Annotated in this window: 21 protein-coding genes; 10 read left to right on the plus strand and 11 right to left on the minus strand. The window is 49.0% G+C overall.

Annotated features, from left to right (window positions below):
- Nucleotides 1–19 precede the first annotated feature (19 nt).
- From SD10_RS23825 to SD10_RS23835, 3 genes are all read left to right on the plus strand, one after another.
- A complete protein-coding gene (locus SD10_RS23825; RefSeq protein ID WP_046577333.1) occupies nucleotides 20–1447 on the plus strand; it encodes a murein hydrolase activator EnvC family protein in 1428 nt (475 codons plus the stop codon).
- Nucleotides 1448–1531: 84 nt separating this feature from the next.
- The gene (gene panB / locus SD10_RS23830; RefSeq protein WP_046577335.1) at nucleotides 1532–2350 is read left to right on the plus strand and encodes a 3-methyl-2-oxobutanoate hydroxymethyltransferase; all 819 of its coding nucleotides are present in this window, start codon (nucleotides 1532–1534) and stop codon (nucleotides 2348–2350) included.
- 131 nt (nucleotides 2351–2481) lie between these two features.
- Nucleotides 2482–3228: an RluA family pseudouridine synthase gene (locus SD10_RS23835; RefSeq protein WP_046577336.1), complete on the plus strand. Its 747-nt coding sequence runs from the start codon at nucleotides 2482–2484 to the stop codon at nucleotides 3226–3228.
- A 921-nt stretch (nucleotides 3229–4149) separates the two neighbouring features.
- Here the strand turns inward: SD10_RS23835 and SD10_RS23845 are convergent.
- From SD10_RS23845 to SD10_RS23855, 3 genes are all read right to left on the minus strand, one after another.
- Nucleotides 4150–5367 carry a pyridoxal phosphate-dependent aminotransferase gene (locus SD10_RS23845; protein ID WP_046577339.1) on the minus strand — a complete coding sequence of 406 codons (1218 nt, stop codon included), beginning with the start codon at nucleotides 5365–5367 and terminating at the stop codon, nucleotides 4150–4152.
- A gap of 167 nt (nucleotides 5368–5534) precedes the next feature.
- Entirely contained in the window at nucleotides 5535–6011 is a 477-nt protein-coding gene (folK, locus tag SD10_RS23850; RefSeq protein WP_046580049.1) for a 2-amino-4-hydroxy-6-hydroxymethyldihydropteridine diphosphokinase, read from the minus strand.
- 188 nt (nucleotides 6012–6199) lie between these two features.
- Nucleotides 6200–7204, minus strand: coding sequence for a formylglycine-generating enzyme family protein (locus SD10_RS23855; protein WP_046577344.1), 1005 nt, complete (start codon nucleotides 7202–7204; stop codon nucleotides 6200–6202).
- A gap of 178 nt (nucleotides 7205–7382) precedes the next feature.
- Here SD10_RS23855 and SD10_RS23860 point away from each other — a divergent pair, with 178 nt between their 5' ends.
- Entirely contained in the window at nucleotides 7383–9266 is a 1884-nt protein-coding gene (locus SD10_RS23860) for an ABC-F family ATP-binding cassette domain-containing protein (RefSeq protein ID WP_046577345.1), read from the plus strand.
- 54 nt (nucleotides 9267–9320) lie between these two features.
- Nucleotides 9321–9968, plus strand: coding sequence for a DedA family protein (locus SD10_RS23865; protein ID WP_046577347.1), 648 nt, complete (start codon nucleotides 9321–9323; stop codon nucleotides 9966–9968).
- Nucleotides 9969–9970: 2 nt separating this feature from the next.
- Here the strand turns inward: SD10_RS23865 and SD10_RS23870 are convergent, their stop codons facing one another.
- Both SD10_RS23870 and SD10_RS23875 read right to left on the minus strand, forming a co-directional pair.
- Nucleotides 9971–11329 carry an NAD-dependent succinate-semialdehyde dehydrogenase gene (locus SD10_RS23870; RefSeq protein WP_046577349.1) on the minus strand — a complete coding sequence of 453 codons (1359 nt, stop codon included), beginning with the start codon at nucleotides 11327–11329 and terminating at the stop codon, nucleotides 9971–9973.
- A gap of 90 nt (nucleotides 11330–11419) precedes the next feature.
- Nucleotides 11420–11905: a MarR family winged helix-turn-helix transcriptional regulator gene (locus SD10_RS23875; protein ID WP_046580051.1), complete on the minus strand. Its 486-nt coding sequence runs from the start codon at nucleotides 11903–11905 to the stop codon at nucleotides 11420–11422.
- A gap of 191 nt (nucleotides 11906–12096) precedes the next feature.
- Here SD10_RS23875 and SD10_RS23880 point away from each other — a divergent pair, with 191 nt between their 5' ends.
- The 4 genes from SD10_RS23880 to SD10_RS23895 all read left to right on the plus strand — a co-directional run bounded on the left by SD10_RS23880 (nucleotide 12097) and on the right by SD10_RS23895 (nucleotide 16598).
- A complete protein-coding gene (locus SD10_RS23880) occupies nucleotides 12097–13209 on the plus strand; it encodes an HlyD family secretion protein (protein WP_046577351.1) in 1113 nt (370 codons plus the stop codon).
- A 26-nt stretch (nucleotides 13210–13235) separates the two neighbouring features.
- On the plus strand, nucleotides 13236–14816 hold the full coding sequence (locus SD10_RS23885) for a DHA2 family efflux MFS transporter permease subunit (protein ID WP_046577354.1): 1581 nt from the start codon (nucleotides 13236–13238) through the stop codon (nucleotides 14814–14816).
- Nucleotides 14817–14892: 76 nt separating this feature from the next.
- Nucleotides 14893–16221: a TolC family protein gene (locus SD10_RS23890; RefSeq protein WP_046577356.1), complete on the plus strand. Its 1329-nt coding sequence runs from the start codon at nucleotides 14893–14895 to the stop codon at nucleotides 16219–16221.
- A 146-nt stretch (nucleotides 16222–16367) separates the two neighbouring features.
- A complete protein-coding gene (locus tag SD10_RS23895) occupies nucleotides 16368–16598 on the plus strand; it encodes an acyl carrier protein (protein WP_046577358.1) in 231 nt (76 codons plus the stop codon).
- Nucleotides 16599–16697: 99 nt separating this feature from the next.
- Here the strand turns inward: SD10_RS23895 and SD10_RS23900 are convergent, their stop codons facing one another.
- From SD10_RS23900 to SD10_RS23920, 5 genes are all read right to left on the minus strand, one after another.
- Complete coding sequence (locus SD10_RS23900) at nucleotides 16698–17408, minus strand: 2-phosphosulfolactate phosphatase (RefSeq protein WP_046577360.1); 711 nt, start codon at nucleotides 17406–17408, stop codon at nucleotides 16698–16700.
- Nucleotides 17409–17502: 94 nt separating this feature from the next.
- A complete protein-coding gene (gene gcvT / locus SD10_RS23905) occupies nucleotides 17503–18609 on the minus strand; it encodes a glycine cleavage system aminomethyltransferase GcvT (RefSeq protein WP_046577361.1) in 1107 nt (368 codons plus the stop codon).
- Between the two features lie 68 nt (nucleotides 18610–18677).
- Nucleotides 18678–20132, minus strand: a complete 1455-nt coding sequence (locus SD10_RS23910) for a TonB family protein (protein WP_046577363.1) — start codon at nucleotides 20130–20132, stop codon at nucleotides 18678–18680.
- 66 nt (nucleotides 20133–20198) lie between these two features.
- Entirely contained in the window at nucleotides 20199–20834 is a 636-nt protein-coding gene (locus tag SD10_RS23915) for a deoxyribose-phosphate aldolase (protein WP_046577366.1), read from the minus strand.
- An 85-nt stretch (nucleotides 20835–20919) separates the two neighbouring features.
- A complete protein-coding gene (locus SD10_RS23920) occupies nucleotides 20920–22809 on the minus strand; it encodes a pseudouridine synthase (RefSeq protein WP_046577368.1) in 1890 nt (629 codons plus the stop codon).
- Nucleotides 22810–23072: 263 nt separating this feature from the next.
- Here SD10_RS23920 and SD10_RS23925 point away from each other — a divergent pair, with 263 nt between their 5' ends.
- The gene (locus SD10_RS23925; protein ID WP_082111681.1) at nucleotides 23073–25043 is read left to right on the plus strand and encodes an acetoacetate--CoA ligase; all 1971 of its coding nucleotides are present in this window, start codon (nucleotides 23073–23075) and stop codon (nucleotides 25041–25043) included.
- A gap of 101 nt (nucleotides 25044–25144) precedes the next feature.
- Here SD10_RS23925 and SD10_RS23930 read toward each other — a convergent pair whose 3' ends face one another.
- Nucleotides 25145–25696 carry an RNA polymerase sigma factor gene (locus tag SD10_RS23930; protein ID WP_082111756.1) on the minus strand — a complete coding sequence of 184 codons (552 nt, stop codon included), beginning with the start codon at nucleotides 25694–25696 and terminating at the stop codon, nucleotides 25145–25147.
- Nucleotides 25697–26224 lie beyond the last annotated feature (528 nt).

A 26224-nucleotide genomic window follows, 5' to 3' on the forward strand; every position in this document is an offset into this window, starting at 1 on the left:
AGTCGCTGGTTTTATTTTTATGTACGTCTCGTTTCGCCCTTTTTCCAACGTTGTGCACTGGTCGGTCATCAGCCTGCTTGTCGTCGGTTGTTTATGCCTGATAAATCCGCTACAAGCGCAGCAAACAGTGCACAATCGGCAAGTATTGGAGAAAGAAAAAAAGCAGAATCTGGAGAAAATGAACCAGATCCGGACTATTCTGAAACAAACAGCATCGGAGAAACAGGCGGGTCTGGGGCAACTCAAAGCCCTGGATCAACAGATTCAAACCCAGTCGAAGCAGATTGGCCTGCTGAATAAAGACCTCCAACTCACCGAGTCCGAAATTACTGAACTTCGCCAGGCAAGCGCCACCCTCACCAAAGACCTGAACAAACTACGGGCTGAATATGGGTCCATGATTTATGCCGCCGACAAACGGCGTCAGCAAGTAAATCCATTGGGCTTTTTGTTTGCTGCCGATAACTTTAATCAGCTCGTTGCCCGCTACCGGTACCTGCGCCAGTACTCCGACGCCCGCTTAAGCCAGGTTCGGCAAATGAACAACGTCAAAACCATGCTGCAAGGGAAACAGCAGGCTACCCTTCGCAAACGACAGGAGCAGAAAAATACCATTGGGGCCAAAGTGAACGAGACAAAAAGTCTCGAAACCCTGAAGGTGGTCAAAAATCAGGTTGTTAAAGAATTAAGTCAGAAAGAGTCCGAGCTGAAGACAGAGCTGGACGAAAGTCGCCGGGCCGTTGCCCAGCTTGAGTCGTTGATCAAGCGACTGATTCTGCGCGAAGCAAGAGAGCGGGCGGAACGTGAAGCCCGCGAACGCGCCGACCGTGAACGAATTGCCCGACTTGAAGCTGAGCGTAAAGCCGCCGAACGACGACGCGCCGAAGCCGCCATTGCCGCAGCCGAGAAAGCGGGCGAAAAGCCAGCGCCCGCCGATGTAGCTAAAGTAGAACGCCCAGCGGAGCCGGAAGCAGCCGCCCGAAAACCCGACGAACGACGGAACAATAACCTCAATGATGAAGAAACAGCCCTGGCCTCGTCCTTTACGGGGGCTCGCGCGCGTTTGCCGTGGCCCGTCACAAAAGGCTTTATTTCGGATCACTTTGGCCGTAAACCCCACCCCGTGCTCAAGGGCATCTATGTCGAAAACCAGGGCGTCGATATTCAGACAAACGCGGGCGAGGGCGTCCGGTCGGTATACGATGGCATTGTTCAGGATGTGACCAGTATGCCCGGCATGAACAACGTCGTCGCGATTCAACACGGCGATTACTTCACAGTTTATGCCAAACTCCGTAGCGTATCCGTCCGAATTGGGCAACGGGTTAAAGCCCGCGAGTCGATCGGGACGGTGGCCACCGATAAGAATGGCGTCTCCGAAATTCAGTTCCAGATCTGGAAGGAGTTCACCAAACTTAACCCCGAATCGTGGCTGACCCCAAGGTAATTCATCGTTTGTAGTGCAGAGTTTGTAGTTTTGATTGTTGGTTGACTAGGTATGACCACAAACTGTAAACTACAAACTTGACTTATGTCCGTACATAATCCCGATATCAAGCGAGTTACAACGCATACTATCCAGGAATTAAAAAATAAGGGCGAGAAAATTTCGGCCTTAACCGCCTACGACCATGCGATGGCACAGGTCGTTGATGCGGCTGGTGTCGAACTGATTTTAGTTGGTGACTCAGCCTCCAATGTCATGGCCGGGCACGAGACAACCCTGCCCATCACGCTCGACCAGATGATTTACCACGCCAGCTCAGTTGTGCGGGGTGTTAAGCGGGCACTGGTTGTGGTCGATCTACCCTTTGGCTCGTATCAGGGCAACTCTACCGAAGCGCTACGGTCGGCCATTCGGATTATGAAGGAATCCGGTGCCCACGCCGTTAAGATGGAAGGTGGCCTCGAAATTAAAGAGTCTATTGTGCGTATTTTAAGCGCTGGCGTACCCGTAATGGGTCACCTTGGTCTGACACCACAGTCCATATATAAATTCGGAACATATGCCGTGCGGGCTAAAGAAGAGGCCGAAGCCCAGAAGCTGATCGACGATGCGCACATGCTTCAGGAAATTGGCTGTTTTGGTGTCGTACTCGAAAAGATTCCCGCTGCCCTGACAAAGCAGGTGTCCAGCAGCCTGAGCATTCCAACAATAGGTATTGGCGCCGGGCCTGATGCCGATGGGCAGATCCTGGTTATACACGATCTACTGGGCATTACAAACGAGTTTAAGCCTCGCTTCCTGCGCCGGTACGCTGACTTGCATAAGGTTATGACAGAGGCTATTGCCCACTACGTAGACGATGTGAAAACCAACGACTTCCCGAACGAGAAAGAAGCGTATTGAGTTAAGAGAGATACGAATACAATGACGTCGGATTTTCAACGCTGGTGATTGAAGGTCTGAATAACCTCATTCATGGCAGACAAGAGGTTTTTAGAAACCTCAAAAAATGTGGGTTCTCACCTGCGCAACTTATGAAGCATAAACCATTTCAGGTCATTTACGAAGACAATCACCTGCTCATTGTTAACAAAGAGCCGGGCGTTTTGGTACAGGGTGACCGCACCGGCGATGTTACGTTGCTGGATTTACTGAAAGATTACATTAAGGAAAAGTATAATAAACCGGGCGATGTATTTCTGGGGTTGGTTCACCGGCTCGACCGTCCGGTAAGCGGCCTGGTTGTCTTTGCCCGTACGTCAAAGGCATTGGAACGCATGAACGAAATTTTTCGAAAGCGGCAGGTGCAGAAAACGTATTGGGCAGTGGTTCGGCGCAAGCCACCCAAAGATTCCGACAAGTTGGTTGGCTGGATTACGAAAGATGAGCAAAAGAACCAGGTAACGGTCCACGATTTTGAAGTTCCCAAGTCGCAGAAGGCCGAACTCTCCTATCGGGTACTTGGCAAGATCAACGAACACTATTTACTGGAAGTGAACCCGATCACGGGGCGACCACATCAGATCAGGTCACAGCTAGCGCATATGGGCTGCCCGATTCGGGGCGACATAAAATATGGCTACGACCGTGCCGTTGCCGATAAGAAAATCTACCTCCATGCCCGTCGGCTATATTTTATTCACCCAATTAAACAACCAGGCGCCCCAGATCGGCCATTGATATGCAAGGCGGGTTTACCAAATGATCCATTCTGGGAAGAATTTTTGATCCTGGATGACGAAATATATAATGACAAGAATCTGGATTTTACGTTTGAGTAAGCCAAAACCCAATGTTGTCTGAAATAGTAAGGGGCGCATTCCTCCTAATCAGGAAATGCGCCCCTTTATATATGCACTAAATGGAGTTCAGTGTTCGGTTACAGTATGTGTTGTACTTTGTTCAGAAGGAGCTATGTCAAGAATAATCTGGTCCATAACGCGCTCAATCATTTGAACAATCCCCCTTAAAGCGCCGAATACAATGCACAACGGAAGTATGATAGGCAGGAAAAAAACCCACTGAAAAATCATATACACTTTAAAATTTCTCATCAGCTTAGGGGATAATTAAAGATTAAGTTTACGGCAAAATCAAAAAGAGCACTTCTATCAATCAATTTTAAAACTTTATTCTATTCATATTCAAAATTAACCTTGACTTAGTACAAAAACAAGGGCAGTTTGAAAAAGTTCATCAGTGAATATACAACTTTTCTATTAAACTCGGTAAAGTTGTTGTCACTCTTGATCAAGATAATGGGCATCAACTACTATGCCAAAAATTTACAATTACATAAGTTTCTAAATAAATTTAGACAACCACGTCATAAAGCTAATAAATAACTCCCATTTTACATAAAAACCAAATAATATTCTCTAGTACAATACATCTCCTTCAATTTAGCTACTATAGGATTGTTTCAAGATTACAGACAATCGCATAGAATAGTAAAGTAGACCTTATTTGTTTCTACACATTGCTTTTCAGGTAACATACCTACATGAAAGGCAATAGATAGTTGGATATAGCTACTACATTCTTCTGTCTATTTCCGTTAATGAGAAGAATAATTTTCTTTCAAAGAAGTCAGGTAGTGGTAGGTGCCATTAGGAATCAGTAACGCGTAAAAATAAAGGGTTCGGCTTACACGTCATGATTAACGTATAAACCGAACCCCTATCTATACCTTTATTCAAACTCTATTTCAGTGTTGCTACAGCGTCTTTAATCCGCTGTACGGCTTCAACAAGCGATTCGTCGGATGCTGCCGTTGAAATGCGCAAGCAATTGGGAGCGCCAAAACCAGAACCGGCTACAGTCGCTACGTAAGCTGTGTTTAACAACCAGGCGGCAAAGTCATCCGAGTTGTTGATGGTTGTTGCCCCATCCGATTTGCCATAGTAATAGCTGATATCAGGAAAAGCGTAGAAAGCTCCTTCAGGTACGTTGGTCCGGAAGTGAGGGACCTCTTTGAGCAATTTCACAACCAGATCGCGCCGACGGTGATAGGCTTTAGCCATTTCCTGGGAGGGTTCCATCGGGCCATTTAAGGCAGCAACGGTTGCTTTCTGAGCAATGGAGTTCGTACCCGACGTAACCTGGCCCTGTAGCTTTTCGACCCCATCAGCAATCCATTTTGCCGCACCGATATAACCAATACGCCAGCCAGTCATGGCATATCCTTTTGCCACACCATTCACCGTAATGACTCGCTCTGCAATTTCAGGAATTGACCCCATGCTGAAGTGGCCTTCTGGTGTGAAATTGATGTATTCGTAGATTTCATCAGCCAGCACATGAACATTCTCATGCCGCGCCACAACGTCAGCAATGGCACGAAGCTCAGCTTCGGAATAGATCGACCCTGTCGGGTTATTAGGCGACGCATACATGACAATTTTGGTCCGGTCCGTAATAGCGGCTTCAAATTGTTCGGGCGTTACCTTAAAGTTATTGTCAAAGCTACCGTCAATAACGACGGCTTTTCCTTCAGCCAGCTTCACCATTTCGGAGTAGCTAACCCAATAAGGAGAGAAAATGATCACCTCATCGCCTGGATTTACCAATACTTGAATGACATTGGCCAGCGAGTGTTTAGCCCCCGTTGACACGACAATATTTTCGGGCTTCCAGTCGATGTTGTTGTCGCGCTTGAACTTATCGGCAATGGCTTTGCGAAGATCAGGGTAGCCAGCAACGGGTGAATAGCCATGAAAGCCATCATCAATGGCTTTTTTGGCCGCTTCACAAATGTGGGCGGGTGTTTTAAAATCCGGCTCCCCAACGCTCAGGCTGATTACTTTATGGCCCAGAGCGGCCAATTCACGAGCTTTCTTGGTCATCGCCAGCGTGGACGATTCCTCCAGCGCATTGATGCGGTCGGCTAACAAACTCACGGTGTCAAGCGTGGCAGACATAATCGGTGATGTTTTAAGAAAATGATAACAAACTGACTGCAAAGGTAGTCGGTTTTCAGCGGAGGGCAGATGTTTTTGGAAAATTAAAAAAGCTGGTTCGCGGAGATATAACCTGCATCAGTCAGGTTTAGCTATTTTCCAGCAATTTCCGTCTCCGGCTGAATGACTTAAAGATACGGTATGACTTCACCGTTATCAGCGCATTCTGCCAGCAATTCACTTGTCGTTTTTTTAAAAACAGGATGCACAAGGTTGGGCGCGATTTCTGCCAGCGGAACCAGTGTAAAGCGTCGCTGATGCAGGTACGGATGTGGAATCGTCAGCGTATCACTTTGCTGAATGAGGTGGTCGTAATACAGCATGTCGATATCGATGACGCGTGCCCCCCATTTTTCGAAGCGGACACGCCCCAATTCCTGTTCAATGATCTGTGTCTGCACAAGTACGTCTTCCGGCCGCAGCATAGTTTCAACGGCCAACACCTGATTCAGATACGCCGGTTGATCCACGACACCCCAGGGCGCTGTTTCGTACAAAGCTGATTGTTGCATCACTGTCCCAAGGCGTTCCGCAATCAGGTCAACTGCCCGATGAAGAGTTTGCACACGGTCACCGAGGTTAGCGCCCAGAAGAAGATAGATCATGATGCAGGCTGTAGAATTTATAGAATAATAGTAAGGTGTCTCTTTTCCGTGGGCCGTGTTCTCACGGCCCATTTTTCCGGATGGCGCGGCTGTTGCTAGCGCTTATGAGGGCAGCGAGGCCACAACACTTGAAATAGCCCTCTAATCACTCAATATATATACAGCCTATATCATATATCCTACTCCAATCAATAGTCCTTGATGGGCTTGATTCCGTAATACGCCTTGATTTCTTCTTCGCTGGGCGCTTTAGCGGGCCGGACCAGCCGAAATCCGACAAACGAAGCGGATGTTAACCACCAGTCTGACTTAGGGCTTTGGGGGTCAAGTACTTTCCAGGCTGGGGCCGAAGGTGTCCGGGCAGCCGACCGTAGTACAATGGCCTCATCGTCCCAGGAGCCACCGCGTACCGAGTTGGGATAGAGTGTGGTGGTGGGCGCATAGGCTTCCTTCACTTTTCCGCTGGCCACCTGCTGGTAATAATCCTCTACGTACTGATCTTTCGTCCACTCCATCACGTTGCCATGCATATCGTACAGGCCAAATGGATTGGGCTTTTTTGTCCCCACCTTCTTGTAGCCACCGTCGCTGTTACCCGTAAAAACGGCATATTCGCCCAGTTGCTTGACGTCGGCACCGAATGAATATGGCGTTGTGGTATTTGCGCGGCAGGCATACTCCCACTCGGCTTCCGTCGGCAATCGGTAGAAGACACCCGTTTTGGCATAGAGCCAGGCGCAGAATTTAATAGCCGCATATTGGGTCATGTTAATAGCCGGATAGCCCGCCCGGCCCATCCCAAAAGACATGTCTACATAAGGTGGGCTTGGCCGTGTCGTGGCATCTGTTTTCGCCAGGTTAGCGTCGGACTCGGTATATTTAGCTGCCATTTCCTTTTCCATGTTGGTAAAAGCAAACAGGTCGTACAGATCCCAGGTCACCTCATATTTGCCCATGTAAAAGGGTTCGATCTGTACTTTGTGCTGGGGGCCTTCATCGGCATTACGTCCTTTCTCGGTGGCGGGACTACCCATCAGATACGTTCCGCCGGGAATAGCGACCATCGCGTAGGTCTGGTTGCTGCCGGGCACCGCCTGGGTGTATGATTTAATTGAACTTGTGGTTTGAGCACTTGTACTAACCACTACGCCACTCAGAAAAGCGATGGTTAAAAAGAGATATTTCAGACGCATTATTGGTTATTCAGGAAAAGGACGTTGTATTGATTAATAGGTAAAAGTACGAACGATTTCCTTTGTTGTACCTTTGTAGAAATAAATCAAAAGGTGGCTGGGCTAACACATCCGTTAAGCCGACTAGACTGACTGCCTGTGGCAGCCTTTTCTAGTCCGTCCACGACAAGATCAACGAATGAATTATCTATCAGCCGAAAATTTAGCGAAGTCCTACGGCGACCGTACTCTTTTTAAAAACCTTACGTTCGGTATAAACCGGGGCGATAAAGTAGCCATCGTTGGTGCCAACGGTTCGGGTAAAACAACGTTGCTGTCCATTCTGGCCGGGTCAATGCCGCCCGATGCGGGTATCGTTAGCCACCGCAAAGACATCAGCATTGGCTACCTCGATCAGCAGCCAGACCTGAATGATAGCCTGACGATCATGGAAGTGGTGCTGGCGGGCGAAAGCGCTCAGCTCGATGCCGTACGCGCTTACGAACAGGCCCTCGCCAACGAAGACCATGACGCCCTCGAAGAAGCCATGTCGAACATGGAAAAGCTCGAAGCCTGGGATTATGAAGCGCAGATTCGGCAGATTCTGGGTGAACTGGGTATTCAGGATGTCAATCAGATTGCCGGTTCCTTATCGGGGGGGCAACGTAAACGCGTTGCGTTAGCACGGGTACTCATCCAAAATCCTGACTTGCTGATTCTGGATGAGCCAACCAACCACCTCGATCTGGAAGCAATCGAATACCTCGAAAACTACCTGAATACTAACAACGGCACCTTGCTGATGGTCTCCCACGACCGGTATTTTCTGGATCGGGTGTGCAACCAAATCGCCGAGCTGGACAGTGGGCAGCTTTATACCTACAAAGGCAACTACGCGTACTTTCTGGAGAAAAAAGAGGAACGCGAAACGGCAGCGGCTTCGGAGCTGACCAAAGACCGTAACACTTTCCGGCGGGAACTGGAATGGATGCGTCGGCAACCCAAAGCCCGGGGCACAAAAGCGCAATACCGCATCGATGCCTTCGAGGAATTGAAAGAAAAAACCAGCGGCAAACGGAATGACGGCGAACTGGATCTGAACCTGCGCATGGCGCGGCTGGGCAGTAAAATCCTGGAAGTCGAAAACCTGAGCAAGCGCTTTGGCGATAAAGTCTTGCTCGACCATTTTAATTACACCTTCAAACGGCCCGACCGCGTGGGGTTGATTGGTAAAAATGGCATGGGCAAAACCACGCTGATGAATATGCTGACCGGCCAGTTGCGCCCCGATTCAGGGAAAATTACGACAGGCGGCACCGTTAAATTTGGCTATTATACACAAACAGAACTGGATCTACCCGAAAATCAGCGGGTAATCGATGTGGTGCAGGATGTGGCCGAAGTAATGAAACTAGCCAATGGCGATACCATCACGGCGACACAACTTCTTAGCCGGTTTTTGTTCGATCGTTCCAAGCAGTATGATTTTGTAGCCAAGCTGAGCGGGGGCGAAAAAAGACGCCTGCAACTACTGCTCGTGTTGGTGCAAAACCCAAACTTCCTGATTTTGGATGAGCCAACCAACGATCTGGATATTATGACGTTGAACGTGCTGGAAGACTTTTTACTTAATTTCCCAGGTTGTGTACTCATTGTAACCCACGATCGCTATTTCATGGACCGGCTGGTCGAGCACGTTTTCGTATTGGAAGGCGAGGGGAAAGTCCGCGATTATCCCGGTAACTATACTGATTATCGCGATTGGCGGGATGCACAACCCAAGGCTATACGCTCCGGCAAAGCAGCTCCAGCGGAGACCAAGGTTTCAGCCCCGGCGGCCGCTCCCGTGACGTCCAGCGCAAATAGTGCCAAGCGGAAACTGTCGTTTAAGGAGCTAAAGGAGTATGAAAGCATCGAGAAAGAACTTGAATCGCTGGAAGAACATAAAAACAACCTGGTGAACCTACTGAATTCGGGAGGCCCACATGAACAACTAACGGCCTGGGCACGTGAAATTGAGCTGATAGATCAAACCATTGCTCAAAAATCAGACCGCTGGCTGGAGTTGGCAGAATATATTTGAAGAGCGAAAGAGCGCATGCGCTCTTTCGCTCATGCGCTCTTTCACTCTTTGACTATGGATCAGTTTATTACTTTCTTTCAGACGTTACTCAACTCCGAAGAAATTATCCGGACGGGTGGGTTAGTACTGATTACAGCCATTGTCTTCGTCGAAAATGGCTTTTTCTTCGGCTTCTTTCTACCAGGCGATTACCTCCTGTTTCTATCGGGCGTGTTTGCGGGTATCAAACTGCTGAACGTACCCCTTTGGCTGCTGCTGAGCTGCATTTTTGGGGCGGCTATAATCGGATCGCTGGTTGGCTATCTGACAGGCTATTACTTTGGCGGGAAGATCAAGAATCGACCGGACTCCCTGTTTTTCAAACAGAAGTACATTGAAAACACACGAGAAGCCTTTATCAAATACGGGAATAGCGCCTTAATTATTTCCCGATTTCTGCCCATCGTCAGAACCTTCGCCCCACTTCTGGCTGGCCTGATCCACATGCCCGCTCGGTTCTTTATGCTCTACAACATCATTGGCGGGGGCATTTGGGTGTTAACGCTGGTCGGCGGAGGATTTTTCTTTGGTGAGCGGTTTCCCTGGATCGTCGATTACGTTCAATACATCATTTTGTTTTTCCTGGCCATCACAACCTTTACCGTTGTCAGAGGTTATCTGAATGCACGCAAGGAGAATCAGCGTAAAACCGGCGACGCCTAATATCAGGGTTTCTCGACCCAGATCGTTTTTATATTCACGAACTCTTTAATGCCTGCTTCCGATAATTCGCGGCCGAAACCCGACTGTTTAATACCGCCAAAAGGCACGCGTGCATCGGAGCGCATCAGCCCATTCACGAAGACCGAGCCGGCCTGAATCTGGCGAGCTAGTCGGTCAGCCCGATCTAAGTCCTGCGTCCAGATGGCGGAGCCCAGCCCAAAGTCTGACTGATTTGCCAGCCGGATAGCCTCTTTTTCGTCTTTAGCCTCAACAAGTACCGCCAGCGGGCCGAAGGTCTCTTCGTCAAACGCAGCCATACCGGGTTTCACTTTATCGAGCAGCATGGGCTGCACATTGCATTGATTCCGCTCACCGCCCGCCAGTCGTTTGGCCCCTTTTGCCAGCGTAGCCTTGTATTGTCGTTCGATGGCATCGGCTAGATCCAGCCGGGCCATCGGGCCCATCGTCGTTGAGTTATCCAACGGGTCACCCTGTTTGATTTGGCTAATCTGGTGCAGGAGCCGTTCCGTAAATGGCTTCTTAATGGATCTTTCGAGGATAAATCGTTTGGCAGCAATGCAGCTTTGGCCGGCGTTCTGCATCCGTGACTTAACGGCCACTTCGGCCGCTTTATCCAGGTCAGCATCGGCTAGCACAATCAATGCATCAGACCCGCCCAGTTCCAAAACGGATTTCTTGATTTCACGACCAGCAATGCTGGCTACCGATGCGCCCGCCCGTCCGCTACCGGTGAGCGTCACGGCCTTTACCCGTTTATCGCTCAACAAACCGTCAACAGCAGGCACATCAACTAAAAGTGATTGAAAGACGCCAGCGGGTAAGCCACATGCCCGAAACGCTTCGTCGATGGCAAGTGAACAGCCGAACACATTGGGGGCGTGCTTCAGCAAGCCGACATTTCCCGCAATAAGACCTGGAATAGCGAAACGCATGACCTGCCAGAAGGGAAAATTCCAGGGCATGATGGCTAGTACCGGCCCCAGAGGCTGATAAGTTATAAAACTGGTCTGGGCATCGGAATCAATTCGCTGGTCAGTCAGGAATGTTTCAGCCTGATCGGCGTAAAAAGTGCAGGTCGTCGCACACTTATCTACTTCGCCAATCGCTTCTTTGAGTGTCTTGCCCATTTCGGCGGTTATCAGTTCGCCGTAACGCTGGTTATTATCGGTTAAGTACTGACCAACTTTCCGTAAATAATCGGCACGTCCGCGAATAGACAAAGCCGACCAGTCGGCAAATGCCCGGTCGGCTTGTTTAAGTTTTCGCTCAATTGTGCTGGCGTTATCGGCCCGATAAGTCCTGATCGTTTTTTGCGTATACGGATTGATGGAAGCAAACATAGCGAGCGGAATGTGTGATGTATGATATAGGATGTATGGTGTATCATGTATAATACACCATACATCCTATATCATACATCCTACATCTCTCTATTGTTCTTCACTTTCTAATTTATTGACCAACTCAACCATAGTGTCGATCACTTGTTCCATTCGCTCATGCCCCACAACGAGATCAAACTTCTCGCGGGCTTCCTGCATGCATGCCTTGAGGCTTACAAATAGTTCTTTGCCCCGCTCGTTGAGAAAAATTATACTAGATCGTGAGTCGTTCGGATTCTTCTCCGTGTATATATAGCCCGCCGTTTCCAGCAAGCCAACAATTTTACTCATCATTTGCTTGGTTACACAAGCCCGTTTGGCGAGTTCATTGTTGGTAATGCCACTTTCTTCAATGTTCGCAAGAAACATCAGGTAACTCATTTTAAAATCAGTGTACCCCAACGCATGAAGGCGCGGCTCGATGAAGTTACTCGTATATCGCTTAAGACGCCATAAAATACGCCCGATGGAGCGTTCCCGGAACGTCCGATACTGGTTAAAATCAAAGGAATCTTTATCTGTTTCCACGAACATATTGGCAATTTGAAAAACACTGAAACGATTTCTGGCAAAAAATCGTACAAATATAGTCAACCTATTTGACCTTGTAGTCAACCTGGTTTACTTTTGTGCAACATTAGTCAAACAGCCGGGGCGCCCGAATGATTGACTACTAATTAGTTCTTTACCTCAACGCAGGCTATGACTAAACTATTACTGATTCTATGGCAACTCTAACAACAGAAATGGAAACCTCAGAAGAGAAAAGTGGTATAAAAACGTATTTACCTCGTATCATTATTGCCCTCGTTGTATTGGTTGGCGGGTATTTTGGCTATAAAGCCTTCGTACATGCCCAGCAATACGAAACAACCGACAATGCCCAAATTGAGGGCAATTCAGCTCCTGTACTGGCCCGTGTAGCTGGTTATGTAACAGCCGTCAACGTTGACGATTACGCAAACGTTAAACAGGGTCAGCCGTTAGTAACCATCGATCCACAGGAATACGATGTTGCACTGGCGCAGGCCGAAGCCGATTACCAACAATCATTGGCCGATCTTGAGAATGCTCGTGCCGATGTGCAGAACGCCCTGGCCAACGCGCGCAATGTCGCCCAAAACGCTCGCGTGGCGCAGTCGAACGCCCAGGTGCAGGCGGCCCGGCGCGACAAATCACGGCAGGATCTGCAACGTGACCAGAACCTGTACAAAGAGCAGTCTCTAACGAAAAAACAGTTGGAAGATACGCAGAACAATGTTGAGGTTCAATCGCGCCAGTACGATGCCAATATCGAGCAGATTAACCTCGCCAAAACGGCGCAGGGCGTAGCTCAGGCTGGCATTGCCAAAGCGCAGGCGAACGTCCAGAAAATTCAGGCGGTCCTGAAAGTGAAACAGGCGGCAATCGATAATGCCAAACTGCGCGTTGGTTACGCCCGGCTTGCCGCGCCAATTGCTGGTAAAATTGGCCGCAAAAACGTGGTTGTGGGTCAATATGTACAACCCGGCCAGAATCTGTTCACGATTGTAGCCGATTCGACCTTCTGGGTTGTGGCCAACTTTAAAGAGACTCAGTTGGAGAAAATGCAGCTTGGCCAGCCAGTTGACATTAAACTCGACGCCTATCCTGATCTCGACATTAAAGGCCGTGTTTCTTCCCTTTCTGATGCTACAGGCGCTCGGTTTGCGCTCTTACCTGCCGACAATGCTTCGGGCAACTTTGTTAAGATCACCCAGCGCGTACCGGTAAAAATTGAAATTCTGAATCCGGAAAAATACAAGAACCAACTGCGGGCGGGTTTGAGCGTTGACGCTGAAGTGCGGGTAGCCAAGTAAGAAATAGACCAGGAACGAGCACGATTATGTCTCAACCAACAGGATTTCGCCGATGGATTGTGGTCATCACGGCTATATCTGCGGCTATTATTGAATTGATCGACACATCCATCGTGAACGTCGGCCTGACCGACATAGCCGGAAATCTCGGCGTCACGATTGAGGATGTATCGTGGGTGGTAACGGCCTATGCCATTGCCAACGTGATCGTTATTCCGATGACGGGCTTTTTGCAACGGTATTTCGGGCGTAAAAACTACTATATCGGGTCCATCATTCTGTTTACACTTGCATCCTACGGGTGCGGTTTTGCCGATAGCCTGTGGACACTGGTTGCTTTTCGGTTTTTACAGGGAATTGGTGGAGGAGCCCTCTTGTCTACCTCGCAGGGCTTGATGTTCGATGCCTTTCCGCCTTCACAACGACCTGTTGCTTCGGCCTTGTTCGGGATGGGTATTGTACTCGGCCCAACACTTGGCCCTACCCTCGGTGGTTACATTATCGACAATTACCACTGGAGCTGGATGTTCTACATCAACGTGCCGATTGGTATTATTGCCGTCTTATTGAGCTCTACGTTTATCGACAAGAAAGAAGATGAACTGAATATTGACCGCAAAAACATACCCATTGATCAGATGGGAATTCTCCTGCTTGCCATTGGTATCGGGAGTTTGCAGTACGTTCTGGAACGGGGCGAAGCCGACGACTGGTTCGACAGTAAAGCGATTATGTGGTTAGCGGTTGCAGCTGCCATTGCGATTCCAGCCTTTATCTGGTGGGAGTTTAGAGGGACCAAAGACCCCGTGGTGGACCTTCGAACGATGAAAAACCGTAACCTGGCCATCGGCTCTATTTTGATGGTCGTTATCGGGTATGGCTTGTTTACGTCGGTCCTGCTCTATCCACTTTTTGCCCAGCGCATTGTTGGCCTCACGGCTACCCAAACGGGTAAACTTCTGATTCCGGGGGGGCTAGTCACGTTGCCTATGTTCGCGCTGGCGGGTCGCTTGCTGGCCAAAGGGGTCTCGCCCAAGATCATCGTGATTGGTGGCTACATTGCGTTTGCAAGCTTCTGCTTCATCATGTCCACCTACAACATGGATGCCTCGAACGGCGACTTTATTACGGCGCTGATCATTCGGGGAATTGGGCTTGCCTTCGTCAACGTACCGCTCATTAACCAATCGGTTTCCACGCTGGAGCCGCGCCAATTACCAACCGGTATTGCCATCGTCAATATGATGCGGCAGGTTGGCGGGGCTTTCGGCGTAGCCATCACGAATACCTACGTTACGCAGCGAACAGCCGTGCACCGGGGCGATCTGGTATCGAACCTGCAACCGGGTGATATGCTCACTACGGAACGGCTCAATGCCATGACGCAGAACCTGGTAGCTAAAGGCGTAAATGCGTTCGATGCCTTAACGGGAGCCTATAAAAACATGGATTCGATTATTTCACGGCAGGCGCTTATGATCTCCTACCTGGATACGTTCAAGTTGGCCGGTCTGTTTTTCGTAGTCACGTTCCCACTCCTATTCTTACTTAAAAACAAAAAGATGGATGCCGCAACCGCCAAAGCGGTTGCCGATGCAGCCCACTGATTTTGGTTTCCAGTTTGTGATTTGGCCTTCCCGTAAACCAAGCACCACCCACTGAAAACCTTAAACTTCACTTACTATGAAACCAGGACTTCTTACTATACCATTACTGTTAGCATTTGCGGCTGTTCATGCACAAAACCAGCCAATACAAGTACCCGACGATTTGCGGGCGCTGGTTCAGCAGGCTAATACCAATTATCCCACGCTGAAACAGCAGCAACAACAGATTCAGGCGGGCGAAGTGCGGGTTGACATTGCCCGAACCGCAATGCGCCCTAATGTGAACCTGAACGGCAATTACACCTACGTAACGCCCGTACCCCAGTTTGCCATTCCAATCAATGGGCAGGATGTGGTCGCCAAACTGGCTCCTAACAATAACGTGAACGCAAACGTGTCGGTTGGGCAAACGATTTATGACTTCGGCCGTACAGACGCGGCCATTCGGCAAGCCACGGATAATGTACAGATCCTGCGTCGAAATTTCGAACTAACCCAGCAATCACTGGCTTATCAGGTGGCGGCTGCTTACTATGGCGTTGGCTTTTTACAACGTGGCCTGATTGTTCAGGACTCAGTTATCAGAACAGCAACGGCCAACGTCAGGCTTTTATCGACACGACTACAGAATGGTGATGCACTTCAATACGATGTACTGACAGAAGCCGTACGGGTAAAAGCAGCGCAGAACCGTAGAATTGAGATTCAGAATCAGTTAGAGCGGCAATTGGCTGTCCTGATTTACCTGACGGGGAACCCACAGCCGGAAACGAGCCGCGCTATTGAGCAATTTCAGCTTGGCGTTCAGTCAGGAACGGTATCTCTGTTTGACCTCAATGGTCAGTTTCAAACGGCCGTTGCGGGCAACAAAGCTGTATTATTGGCACAGGATCAGGTTCGGGCGGCTGAAACAGACGTATTGGTTATAAATCGGGCTGGTCAGCCGAGTATTACGTTCAGTGGTACGGCTGGTTATAAAAACGGGTATCCGCTCCAGGTTGAAAAACTACGGGCCAATACGGCTGCTGGCATTAATTTTATTGCTCCGCTTTATGCTGGCAAGCGCTACAAATTACAAAATCAGGCCGCTCAACTTACGTTAAATGCCAGCCGCTACGCTGTTGAGAATGCCAGTGCTCAGTTACGTCAGAGCATCGCCCAGGTCAATGCCGACATTAGAAGCAATCAGACTCGGCTGGCTAACCTGGAAACCCAGGTAGAGCAGGCCCGCAAGGCACTCCAGATTGCCAACGCCCGTCTACGAAACGGCGTTATCACAAATGTTGAATTACAGAGTGCTGAAACGGGTGTAGAAGAGGCTGAGCTCGGCCGGCTAAACTTCCAGTATCAACTCATGCTTAACCAACTGGAACTGAAACGCTTACTGGGCGAAAATTTATTTTAAGACAGGCCTTTGGTTTAGCTCCGACCGAGCTAACCGAAAAGATCCCTAACATTAAAGTATGTTAAAAATGCACGGGCGTACATACTAAACTGCGGAAAGGAAGGATTCTATACAAAAGACACTGGTTGATAAACGAACAACGCATCATGAAAAAACGAGTGATAGGAATTCTGAAAGAATTTGGTGTACAAGAGTCAGCGATAACTGACCAAACTCATTTCTCACGCGATCTGGGTCTTGACAGTCTGGATTCGGTTGACTTGATTATGCAACTCGAAAAGGAATTCGGCATTCGCATTCCTGATGAAGACTACGGAAAATTAACAACCATGCAGGGCGTATTAACCTATCTGGAATCCGAACAGGCAACTGCCTGACCATAGGGTTCAGCACCCGTTTCGCCAATAACGAACTACACGAACTGACTGTAATATAAACGAAAAGGGAGGCTTCATCAGCCTCCCTTTTCGTTTATATTAGATCTGCATACTCACCAGCGCATTGCCCCTTAACACCGGAACAACGTCGTAAAGGTCATGCTGCAGGCAATACGTTATGTCCTTCTGTATACCCAGCCGTTGAAGCCGCTGAATATGCGACGAACTGGACAGATAACTTGGCAGGTTATCTTTCCCCTGGCAGTAAAGCCGCCATGCCATAATAGCGCTATCCTCGGCCATGGCATAGCTATCTTTTAGGCGTTCGACCAGCGCACCCGCAAAGAGCGTGTCTTCCATATTGACACGTCCTTTCCAGCCGGCACATAACACCATGACGTCATAGCGCTCCGTTTTCAGGAACTGAACGACCGCATCTAAATTCAGGAACGATCCGACAAGCACTTTCACTGCCGAGCGTGACTTGGTAATCGCCAGCGTGCCATTGGTGGTTGTCATGGCCACATTAGCCCCCCGAATTCGTTCGTCCATGTAGGTGAACGGCGAATTATCCAACTCAAACCCGTCGACCTTTCGGGCGTTTCGTTCGGCAGCGGCCAGGTACCCACGCTCCTGATACAGTTGACACTCCTCGATAGTAGCAACAGGAATAATGCTGTTGACACCATAGGCAAACGCAGTCACCATGCACGAAGTCGCCCGAAACACATCGGCAACAACGACAATCGTATTTTCAACCTTGTGCAGGTGCAGTAAATCAGGCGTTAAGCAAACATCAATTTGTTTCATAAGCTTTTTTGTTCTGCCGACGCAGGAAGCATCGTAACAGGCTCGTTTAGGACACCTTACGATGCTTCCTGCGTCGGCAGAACAAAAGAATAAGTTATTTTTTCACGAAAGGAGGTTTGATGACCTGTGCTTTTAACAGGCGATCACGAACTCTAACAAAAATCTCGGAACCTGGCTTACTAAACGCGGTTTGAATGTAACCCAGGCCAACGCCTTTGCCCAGTGTAGGCGACTGCGTACCCGACGTGACCTCGCCAATGACCGCGCCGGTAGCATCTGCAAGTTCGTAATGACCGCGCGGAACACCCCGCTCAAGCAGTTCAAAGCCAACGAGTTTACGTGGAACGCCCTGCTGCTTTTGCTCCTTCAGAAGATCGGCATCAATGAAGTCATGCGTGAACTTAGTAACCCAGCCCAAACCCGCTTCAATGGGCGATGTTTCGTCGGTAATGTCGTTTCCGTACAGGTTATAGCCCATTTCGAGACGGAGGGTATCGCGGGCGCCAAGGCCGATTGGCTTGATGCCAAACGGCGCACCAGCCTGCATAATAGCATGCCAAACGCCTTCGGCCTGGTGGTTGGATACGTAAATTTCGAAGCCACCCGCGCCGGTATAGCCCGTTGCCGATACGATGACGTTGGCATAACCGGCAAAATCGGTTTTCTCAAAGGTGTAATACTCCATCGAGTCCAGATCGACGTTTGTGAGCGACTGAAGGGCTTTGGCCGCCAACGGACCCTGCACCGCAAACAGGCACATGTCATCGGATACATTCACTATGGTGAGCGGTGCGCCTGCCTGGTCATAGTCAGGCGCGTATTGACTAATCCAGTTCCAGTCTTTTTCAATATTGGAGGCATTGACTACGAGCATATATTCCAGCTCGCCGATCCGATACACCAATAGATCGTCGACGATGCCGCCCCGGCCATTTGGCAGGTAGCTATATTGCACTTTGCCATCGAACAGAATGCTGGCATCGTTGGCCGACACCCGCTGGATCAGGGCCAGAGCGCCCTCTCCTTTGAGGATGAATTCGCCCATGTGCGACACGTCGAAAATACCAACGCCATTGCGGACGGTATTGTGTTCATCGAGATCGGAGGAGTAGCGAACGGGCATCTCAAAACCCGCAAACGGCACAATTTTCGCACCTAACTGTTGGTGAATGTGATGAAGTGGGACTTGCTTAAGCGACATGTACTGAGAGGTTATCCGGCAAATTTACCGAAAAACGTGGGTTTCTGTGGTATAGCCTTCGAATAAGGTTAAGGCATGTTAAAATTGATCGGCAAATTATAGTTTGTATTTACCTTTCTTCCCCGCTGAACGCCGGGTTTCCAATGCCCATTGGTCTTCTTCACAACACGCAGGGCTTCTTCATCGGCACCATAGCCGATTCCTTTTAAGACGCGAACATTCTCAACGGCCCCCTCGGCGTTTATCACAAACGAGATAAATACCTTACCCTGCACTCGGGCTCGAACGGCATCTGGTGGATACTGTAGATTCTGACTCAGAAACTGGCCCAATGCCTGCATACCCCCAATAAACTCTGGCGGCTGCTGTACCACGGTATAGTGCGTCATGGCCCCACCCATCGTTGAGGCTTTACCTGTCTGACAGATTCCTTTTTCATACTGCTCTTCGTAGAAATAGGAACCATCCTCATAATGGCCCGTCCAAACGCCCTGTTTGTATCCATTTTGATAAGCTCCTTCTTCAAGAAAAAGCTTAAACTGGGTCGTATCGCTTGATGACCGTACTCGCGTGCTGTACGTTACGCGGCCCATACCTGCTACAATTTGCTGGTGGCCTGTGCTATCCCAATAGGCATTTACCTGTTCCGGGCTACCAACTTGCTGGGGCTTAAATTTGGCAACCGTTCGCACCTGCTTTATTTGCCCGTTCATATACCAGGAATTAATTATAGTCGTTGCGTCGAATTCTTCTATTTTTTCAGCAACAAGACCATTCGAATAGTAAATCAATTCAGCACCTACCCGTTTTCCGTCCTTGAAATAAGCTTGTCTAAGTAACGCCCCGCGATCATCCACACTGATTAGTTGCCCATCAAGTTGACTAATTGCGTTTTGATAGCCAATCAGGTAACCGGTCTTCCCCGACTTTCCCCGAAAGCCATTCTCTTTACGAACCAGTGGCAGACGAAACTCTTCTTTCCAGGAATTCTTACTGGCTTTGTACACAACCGCATCGCCGGTAGGAATACCAATTGAATCAATCGGTGAAACTTGTTTATAACGCGCCCGGCTACTGTCTGGAAGCGGTTTGTTATTCGCGTCGAAATAGTCGGTTCGCGTACCGTTTTCGTAGATGAAAGGTGTATTAGGTTTGAATGTTATTGGCATAGTGACTTGTTGTCTGACTGGTCTACCACCTTTCAAAGCTGGTTTCCAGGCATTAAACAGCTTGAATACCCGTAAGGCTTCGTGGTCACAATCAGGCCGAAAGGTTTTGCCAAGCTTTACATCCGTTAGGCGGCCGTCGGTTTCAACAATGCCGCTCACAATCACGCGCCCACCTTCCCCTTTTGCTTCGGCCGCTGTGGGTTTGCGCAGATTCGTCTGGAGAAATGTGTTGAAAAAGGGAATACCACCACGAGGTTCGGCCGCACTATCAGCTTCGAACGGCTGATAAATGGTCGTTTGAGCAACAGCCCATGAGATCCTGAGAAACAGGGATAAAGTAAGCCAGAATTTCATAACGAGACGATCAATGAATCGACCGAAATATATAAAAATGGCTTCCAGAACCCTAAAGGTACTTAGTTAAAGGCGGCCTATTGACAACCGCTCTACACCCGCCGAGATCAGGGCTTCCAGTTGAGGCTCCGTAGCGTTGTCAGCTACGATCTTGACACCTACCGATTTAGGAACAAGCTGGCGAAAGTGTTGGGCCGCATCAAGCGAAAACGCATTGTTGAGCGCCCCGGTCGCATTTTTAATGAAATCAGCCCCGGCATCGGCAGCGAGTTTAACCGTCTTTTGCATCTGCTCCTGATCGAGCAGCGAGGTTTCCATAATAACTGTAAAAAACTTTTCCTGTGCGTGAACCAGCGCAACCAGCTTGGCCAGTTCGATCTTCAACCAAACGGACGATGGCGAGAACAGAGCCGACGTATTCAGAACCACTTCAATCTCGCTGGCTCCGTCGCGCAGTGCCCACTCAATTTCGGTTTGCTTGGCTTCAGTGCGCTGATAACCAAACGGAAATCCGACGACGGTGGACAAGATGGCGGGATGAGTATCGCCCAATTCGCGCCGGAACTTCTTCACCCAAAAGGGCGCAACCGTCAGTCCTGCCATGCCTAACTGGATCACCTCATCGAGTGCGTCATACTGCTCTCCGATGGTCACCCCAGGATGCAGCAAAGTTCGTTCGATATACGGGAAAAGGTGGTTCATAAATAAAAGAGCGAAAGAAAGAATGAGTGAAAGAGTGCCATTCGGCGTCGCTCTTTCACTCATTCTTTCTTTCGCTCATTAGAAATTATGCGTTCAGGTACTTCAGCTTTACAACCTCCTTCGGATCGAGGAAGCGCCATTTACCACGGGGCAACTCTTTCTTGGTCAAACCGGCATAGGTTGTACGATCGAGCTTAGTTACTTCATAACCAAGGCTTTCGAATATCCGGCGCACAATACGGTTACGACCCGAATGAATTTCAATCCCCACGACATAGGCATCAGGCGTGACAATACTTACTGCATCGGGCTTAATCGGGCCATCTTCCAGTTCAATGCCTTGCTTGATGGCATTCAGGTGCTCCTCCGTGATGGGTTTATCCAACTCAACCTGGTAGATTTTACGGATGTTGTTCGATGGGTGCGTCAGTTTATCGGCCAGTTCACCGTCATTGGTTACCAGCAAGAGACCCGTTGTGTTGCGGTCCAGGCGCCCGACCGGATACATCCGGAAGTTGCCCGCATCAGCTACTAACTCCATTACGGTTTTGCGCTCTTCGGGATCTTCGGTCGTCGTAATGTAATCTTTCGGTTTATTCAGCAGTACATACACGAACCGCTCAGGATTCAGCACCTTCGTACCATACTTAACCGTATCGCCTTCTTTCACCTTATAACCCATCTCAGTTACCACTTTGCCGTTTACTGAAATATCACCTCGGGCAATGAGTTCATCAGCTTCCCGGCGGGAACAAACACCCGAATTGGCGATATACCGATTCAGACGAGTCGTTCCTGGTCCGTCGTTATGATCTGACTGGCGTTTGTCATCTGACCGACTCCGTTTAAACGTGTCGGCAGCGCGGGTCTGCTCCAGATTATAATCGGGGGCTTTCGTGTAATTGCCCGTGCGCCGATCACCAGATTCTTTCCGTTGCTTACCCGTAAACCGGCTTTCGGTATCCCAATCATTACGTGGTCCGTCATTACGTGGTCCGTCATTACGGCGATTATTCCGCTCCTGATCGGCGCTGCCAAATCGATTTCGTTCATCGGCTTCGCGGCTGAAACCACCCACCCGCTTGAAAGCTGGTTTATCAGGTCTGGCCGATCCGCCATCGCGCGAAAAACGGGACGAACCCGTACTGCGGGAATCGCTTCTACGGTCATTCGAACGAGAAGAATCACTCCGATTTATGCGTGGGCGATCCCCATCTGGACGATCTTCCCGTTTCGGACGCTCGCTGCCGAAACGATCATTGCTACGGCTCCGATCATTTGAAAAACGCGGAGAGTCTGTATCCCGGTTACGTTGGTCCGGACGATCTTCCCGGTTGAAGCGTGGTGTACCGGCGGGCTTATCGCTGCGCGGTCCGGCACTGGCTGGCCGATAGGTGCGGTCGTCCCGGTTAAAGCGAGGCCGATCGCCATCATTAGGCCGATTGAATTTTGGGCGGTCATTATCCCGGCTACTACCTCCCGTGCGATCACTGTCAGCAGGCCGATTAAACGTAGAACGGTCATTATCCCGACTAAACCGAGGGCGGTCACCATCGGCAGGACGGTTAAATTTTGGGCGATCATTCTGACCACGATCAAAGCGTGGTCCGTCATTACGTGGTCCGTCATTACGTGGTCCGTCATTACGGTTATTATCGCGTGATCCGGCTGGCCGGAAAGGTCGGCTGGATGATCCGGAGTCGCGCGAATCGGTACTACGTGGTCCACTGTTGCGGTCGTCTCGATTAAAGCGGGGCCGATCGCCATCAGCAGGGCGATTGAATTTCGGGCGGTCGTTGTTGTCCCGACTAAACCGGGGGCGATCATCACTCCGGTCCGAATTTGTGCGTGATCCCGTTGGACCACTGGAGCGGGCGTCATCCCGACGCCCGAATGAACGACCGTCCCGCCGTTGCGGATCACCATCACGGTTTGGTCTGCCTCCCCGATCGTTCTGTTCTGAATCTTGACTCATGGAATAATACAGTAAATCAGATTTTATTTTGAGAAATCTGACTGATTGTCAGCATAGCTGTTACTAGAAAATACAAAATGGGCTACAAAGGTAGGGCTTTTAAAGATAACCCGACCATGGCTGCTTTGTTGAAACGCTTTTTATTCTAAAAACAATCCGCAGAAGGCCTTAGTCGTTAGTCAATACCGAGCTATTGGTACAGCTATTTTCCAACGTGGTCATACCGGCTCCCAACATCCCTCATTCAATCGAAAACTACGTTTATGTCCCGACCCACTTTAACGCCACTCTACACACCCACCAGAAACGCTATCGGACAGTCGCTTTTAAAACGATACATGGACTGGCTTTTCGTAAAAAAAGGTCTTTATTTTCGGGATTACGACGATTTGTGGGACTGGTCGGTAACGGATCTGGAAGATTTCTGGGAAAGCATCTGGCAGTTTTTTGATGTCCAAAGCCATACACCCTATCATCAGGTAATTTTCAGGCCAAACCGGGAAGATATGATTGGCGTCAGCTGGTTTTCGGAAGCAACGCTGAATTATGCCGAGCATATTTTTCGTCACCGAAGCCCCCAGCGTCCGGCCATTCTTTTTTCTTCGGAGCGACAACCCGCCGTAACCAGCTTATCCTGGGAAACGCTGGAACGGCAGGTAGCGGCCATGGCTGCTTTTCTGCGCCAACAGCGCGTAGGCGTTGGTGACCGCGTGGTAGCGGTATTGCCAAATGGACCCGAGGCCATTATCGCCTTTCTGGCCACAAACGCCATTGGGGCCGTCTGGTCGAGCTGTTCGCCCGATTTCGGTACATCGGGTGTCATTGACCGGTTTCAGCAGATCGAACCCAAACTGTTGATTGCGGCCGACGGCTATAGTTACAACGGCAAAGCGATTGACAAGACCGAATCCATTCGGGAGCTTCGCGCTCAATTGCCAACACTTCAACATGTGATTTGGGTACCTTACCTCGATCAGGAAAGTGAGCTAAGGGGTACAACAAATTGGCACGACGCTCTGGAAACTCCCGCACCCGATGGCCTGACGTTTGAACCGGTTCCATTCGACCATCCAATTTGGATCCTTTACTCATCAGGTACCACCGGTAAACCGAAAGCCATTACACATAGCGTTGGTGGCTGTTTACTCGAACACATGAAAGCGTTGGGGCTGCATCAGGATGTCCGCATGGGTGAGCGCTATTTCTGGTATTCCACCACTGGCTGGATGATGTGGAATTACGCCGTTGGCTCCATGCTCGTTGGGGCCACCCTTGTGTTGTACGACGGAGCGCCGGGTTACCCCAATCAGAATATACTTTGGAAACTGGCCGATACGGCCCGAATCAATCATTTTGGTGGTGGGGCAGCCTATTATCTGGCTTGTTTACGAGCGGGATTACGGCCCATCGACACTGTAAACCTAAGCCATTTACGAACGATCGGCTCAACAGGTTCGCCCCTGCCGCCCGAAGGTTTTCGCTGGATTTACGAATCCGTAAAGCCAACCGTCTGGTTAATTTCGCTGAGTGGCGGCACCGATGTATGCAGCGGTTTTGTGGGCGGCAACCCGCTTCTGCCCGTCTATGAAGGCGAGATTCAGTCGCGGCTGTTAGGGTGCAAAGTAGAGGCCTTTGATGAGAATGCCCAACCGGTTCGGGGTGCGTTGGGCGAAATGGTTATTCTGGAGCCAATGCCCTCCATGCCTATTTACTTCTGGAATGACCGCCACAATGAGCAATACCGAAAAAGCTATTTCGATGTGTATCCAGGCATTTGGCGACACGGCGACTATATCCGCATCACGGAACGCAACGGCGTCATTATTTACGGCCGCTCCGATGCCACACTCAACCGCGATGGTATTCGAATTGGCACCAGCGAGATTTATAGCGCAGTCGAAAGCCTACCCGAAGTAGCCGATAGTTTAATTGTGGGATTGGAGCAGCCCGGCGGGAAATACTTTATGCCCTTGTTTGTGGTTCTGCGTGACGGCTTTTCATTGACTGACGACTTGATTGCCCATATAAAGCAATCGTTACGGAATCAATTCAGCCCGCGGCATGTACCCGATGCAATCTATGCCATCACCGATGTGCCCTATACCATCAGCGGCAAGAAACTTGAAACACCGGTTAAGAAAATCCTGTCTGGCATGGATACCTCGCTGGCCACCAGTAAAGACACGGTCCGGAATCCAGCCTCATTGGAACAGTTTATGCGTTTTACGAAATGACTTTTTGCTGACAGGTAGGTTTTCCGTAAGCCTTAAAAGCAGATTCGCCAATAACCCGGGTTATTGGCGAATCTGCTTTTAAGGCTAAAGTAAGTGGTAATCTAAACAGTATACATTTTTTCATATAAATGATAAATCTTATCACGGCTCCGTTTCAGCCGCATTTTAACGGTACTTTCTTTCAGATTGCATAGTTCGCTAATGGCTGCAATACTCATACCATCTTCGTATTTAAGTTTTAGTAAGTCCTGCTCACTCACAGAAAGCGACTCCATAGCTCGATTAACCAAAAAGAGTGTTTCTTCGTGTACTTGCTCTTCTTTCGATTCGGGTATATCGTGCTTAAAATCATCGTCCATACCGGTCACCTGAAGGCGTCTGGCCAACCGAATCTGGTCGGAACAGTAGTTAAAGGCAATGGAGTAAAGCCAGGTAGAAAAACTTGACCGTTCCTGAAAGGCATCCAGTTTATGAAAAACCTTCAGAAAAATGTCGTGCGTGAAGTCTTCAGCTTTCAAGGGATCTTTCGTCATTGACAAACAACGTCTATAGACTTTGTTGACATAACGATTGTAAAGAGCCTCAAAGCAATGCGAAGGCTGACTGGTGAGATACTGGCGAATCATCTCCTCGTCGCTTAATGGTTGATTGATCATTATAGTTTATGGGTTAGTTATTTACAGGCTAGGTAAATTTCTGTTTACAAGTTAAGCAAGAGCTTATATATTCGGTTTCATTTAATTAACGTAAATATATTAAGTGGCATAAAAATTGATAAGCTGCAACTTATTTTACTGATAAATCTTAAATTAATACAATTGATTTTACCTATAATAGTGTAATTTTTTGACATTGTTACCGAAAAGTCCAATTTAACAACAGCAATTAACTATAGCTTTACTAATCCTGATTTATGGCAAATTTTTATAGGGCTACTATACAGCTCTTTTTACCCATTTTAATCGGTTAACCCGCTATAGGGTCAGTCAATCTGTATGCGCTCAGCGCCCCTAAACTTATTCGGATCATAAAAAGCGACCATTCATCAATCAATGCTTGGTCACACTTTAGAAATATTACTTACATATATCGGCACGAATGATACTTGTTTATTTTAATTTAAACTTCTACAGCTTTTTAGAAACCAAAAGAGTCGTCAGGCTCGTAGAACAAACACGTTT

It is taken from the genome of Spirosoma radiotolerans, assembly GCF_000974425.1.
In the GTDB taxonomy this organism is placed as follows: Bacteria; Bacteroidota; Bacteroidia; order Cytophagales; family Spirosomataceae; genus Spirosoma; species Spirosoma radiotolerans.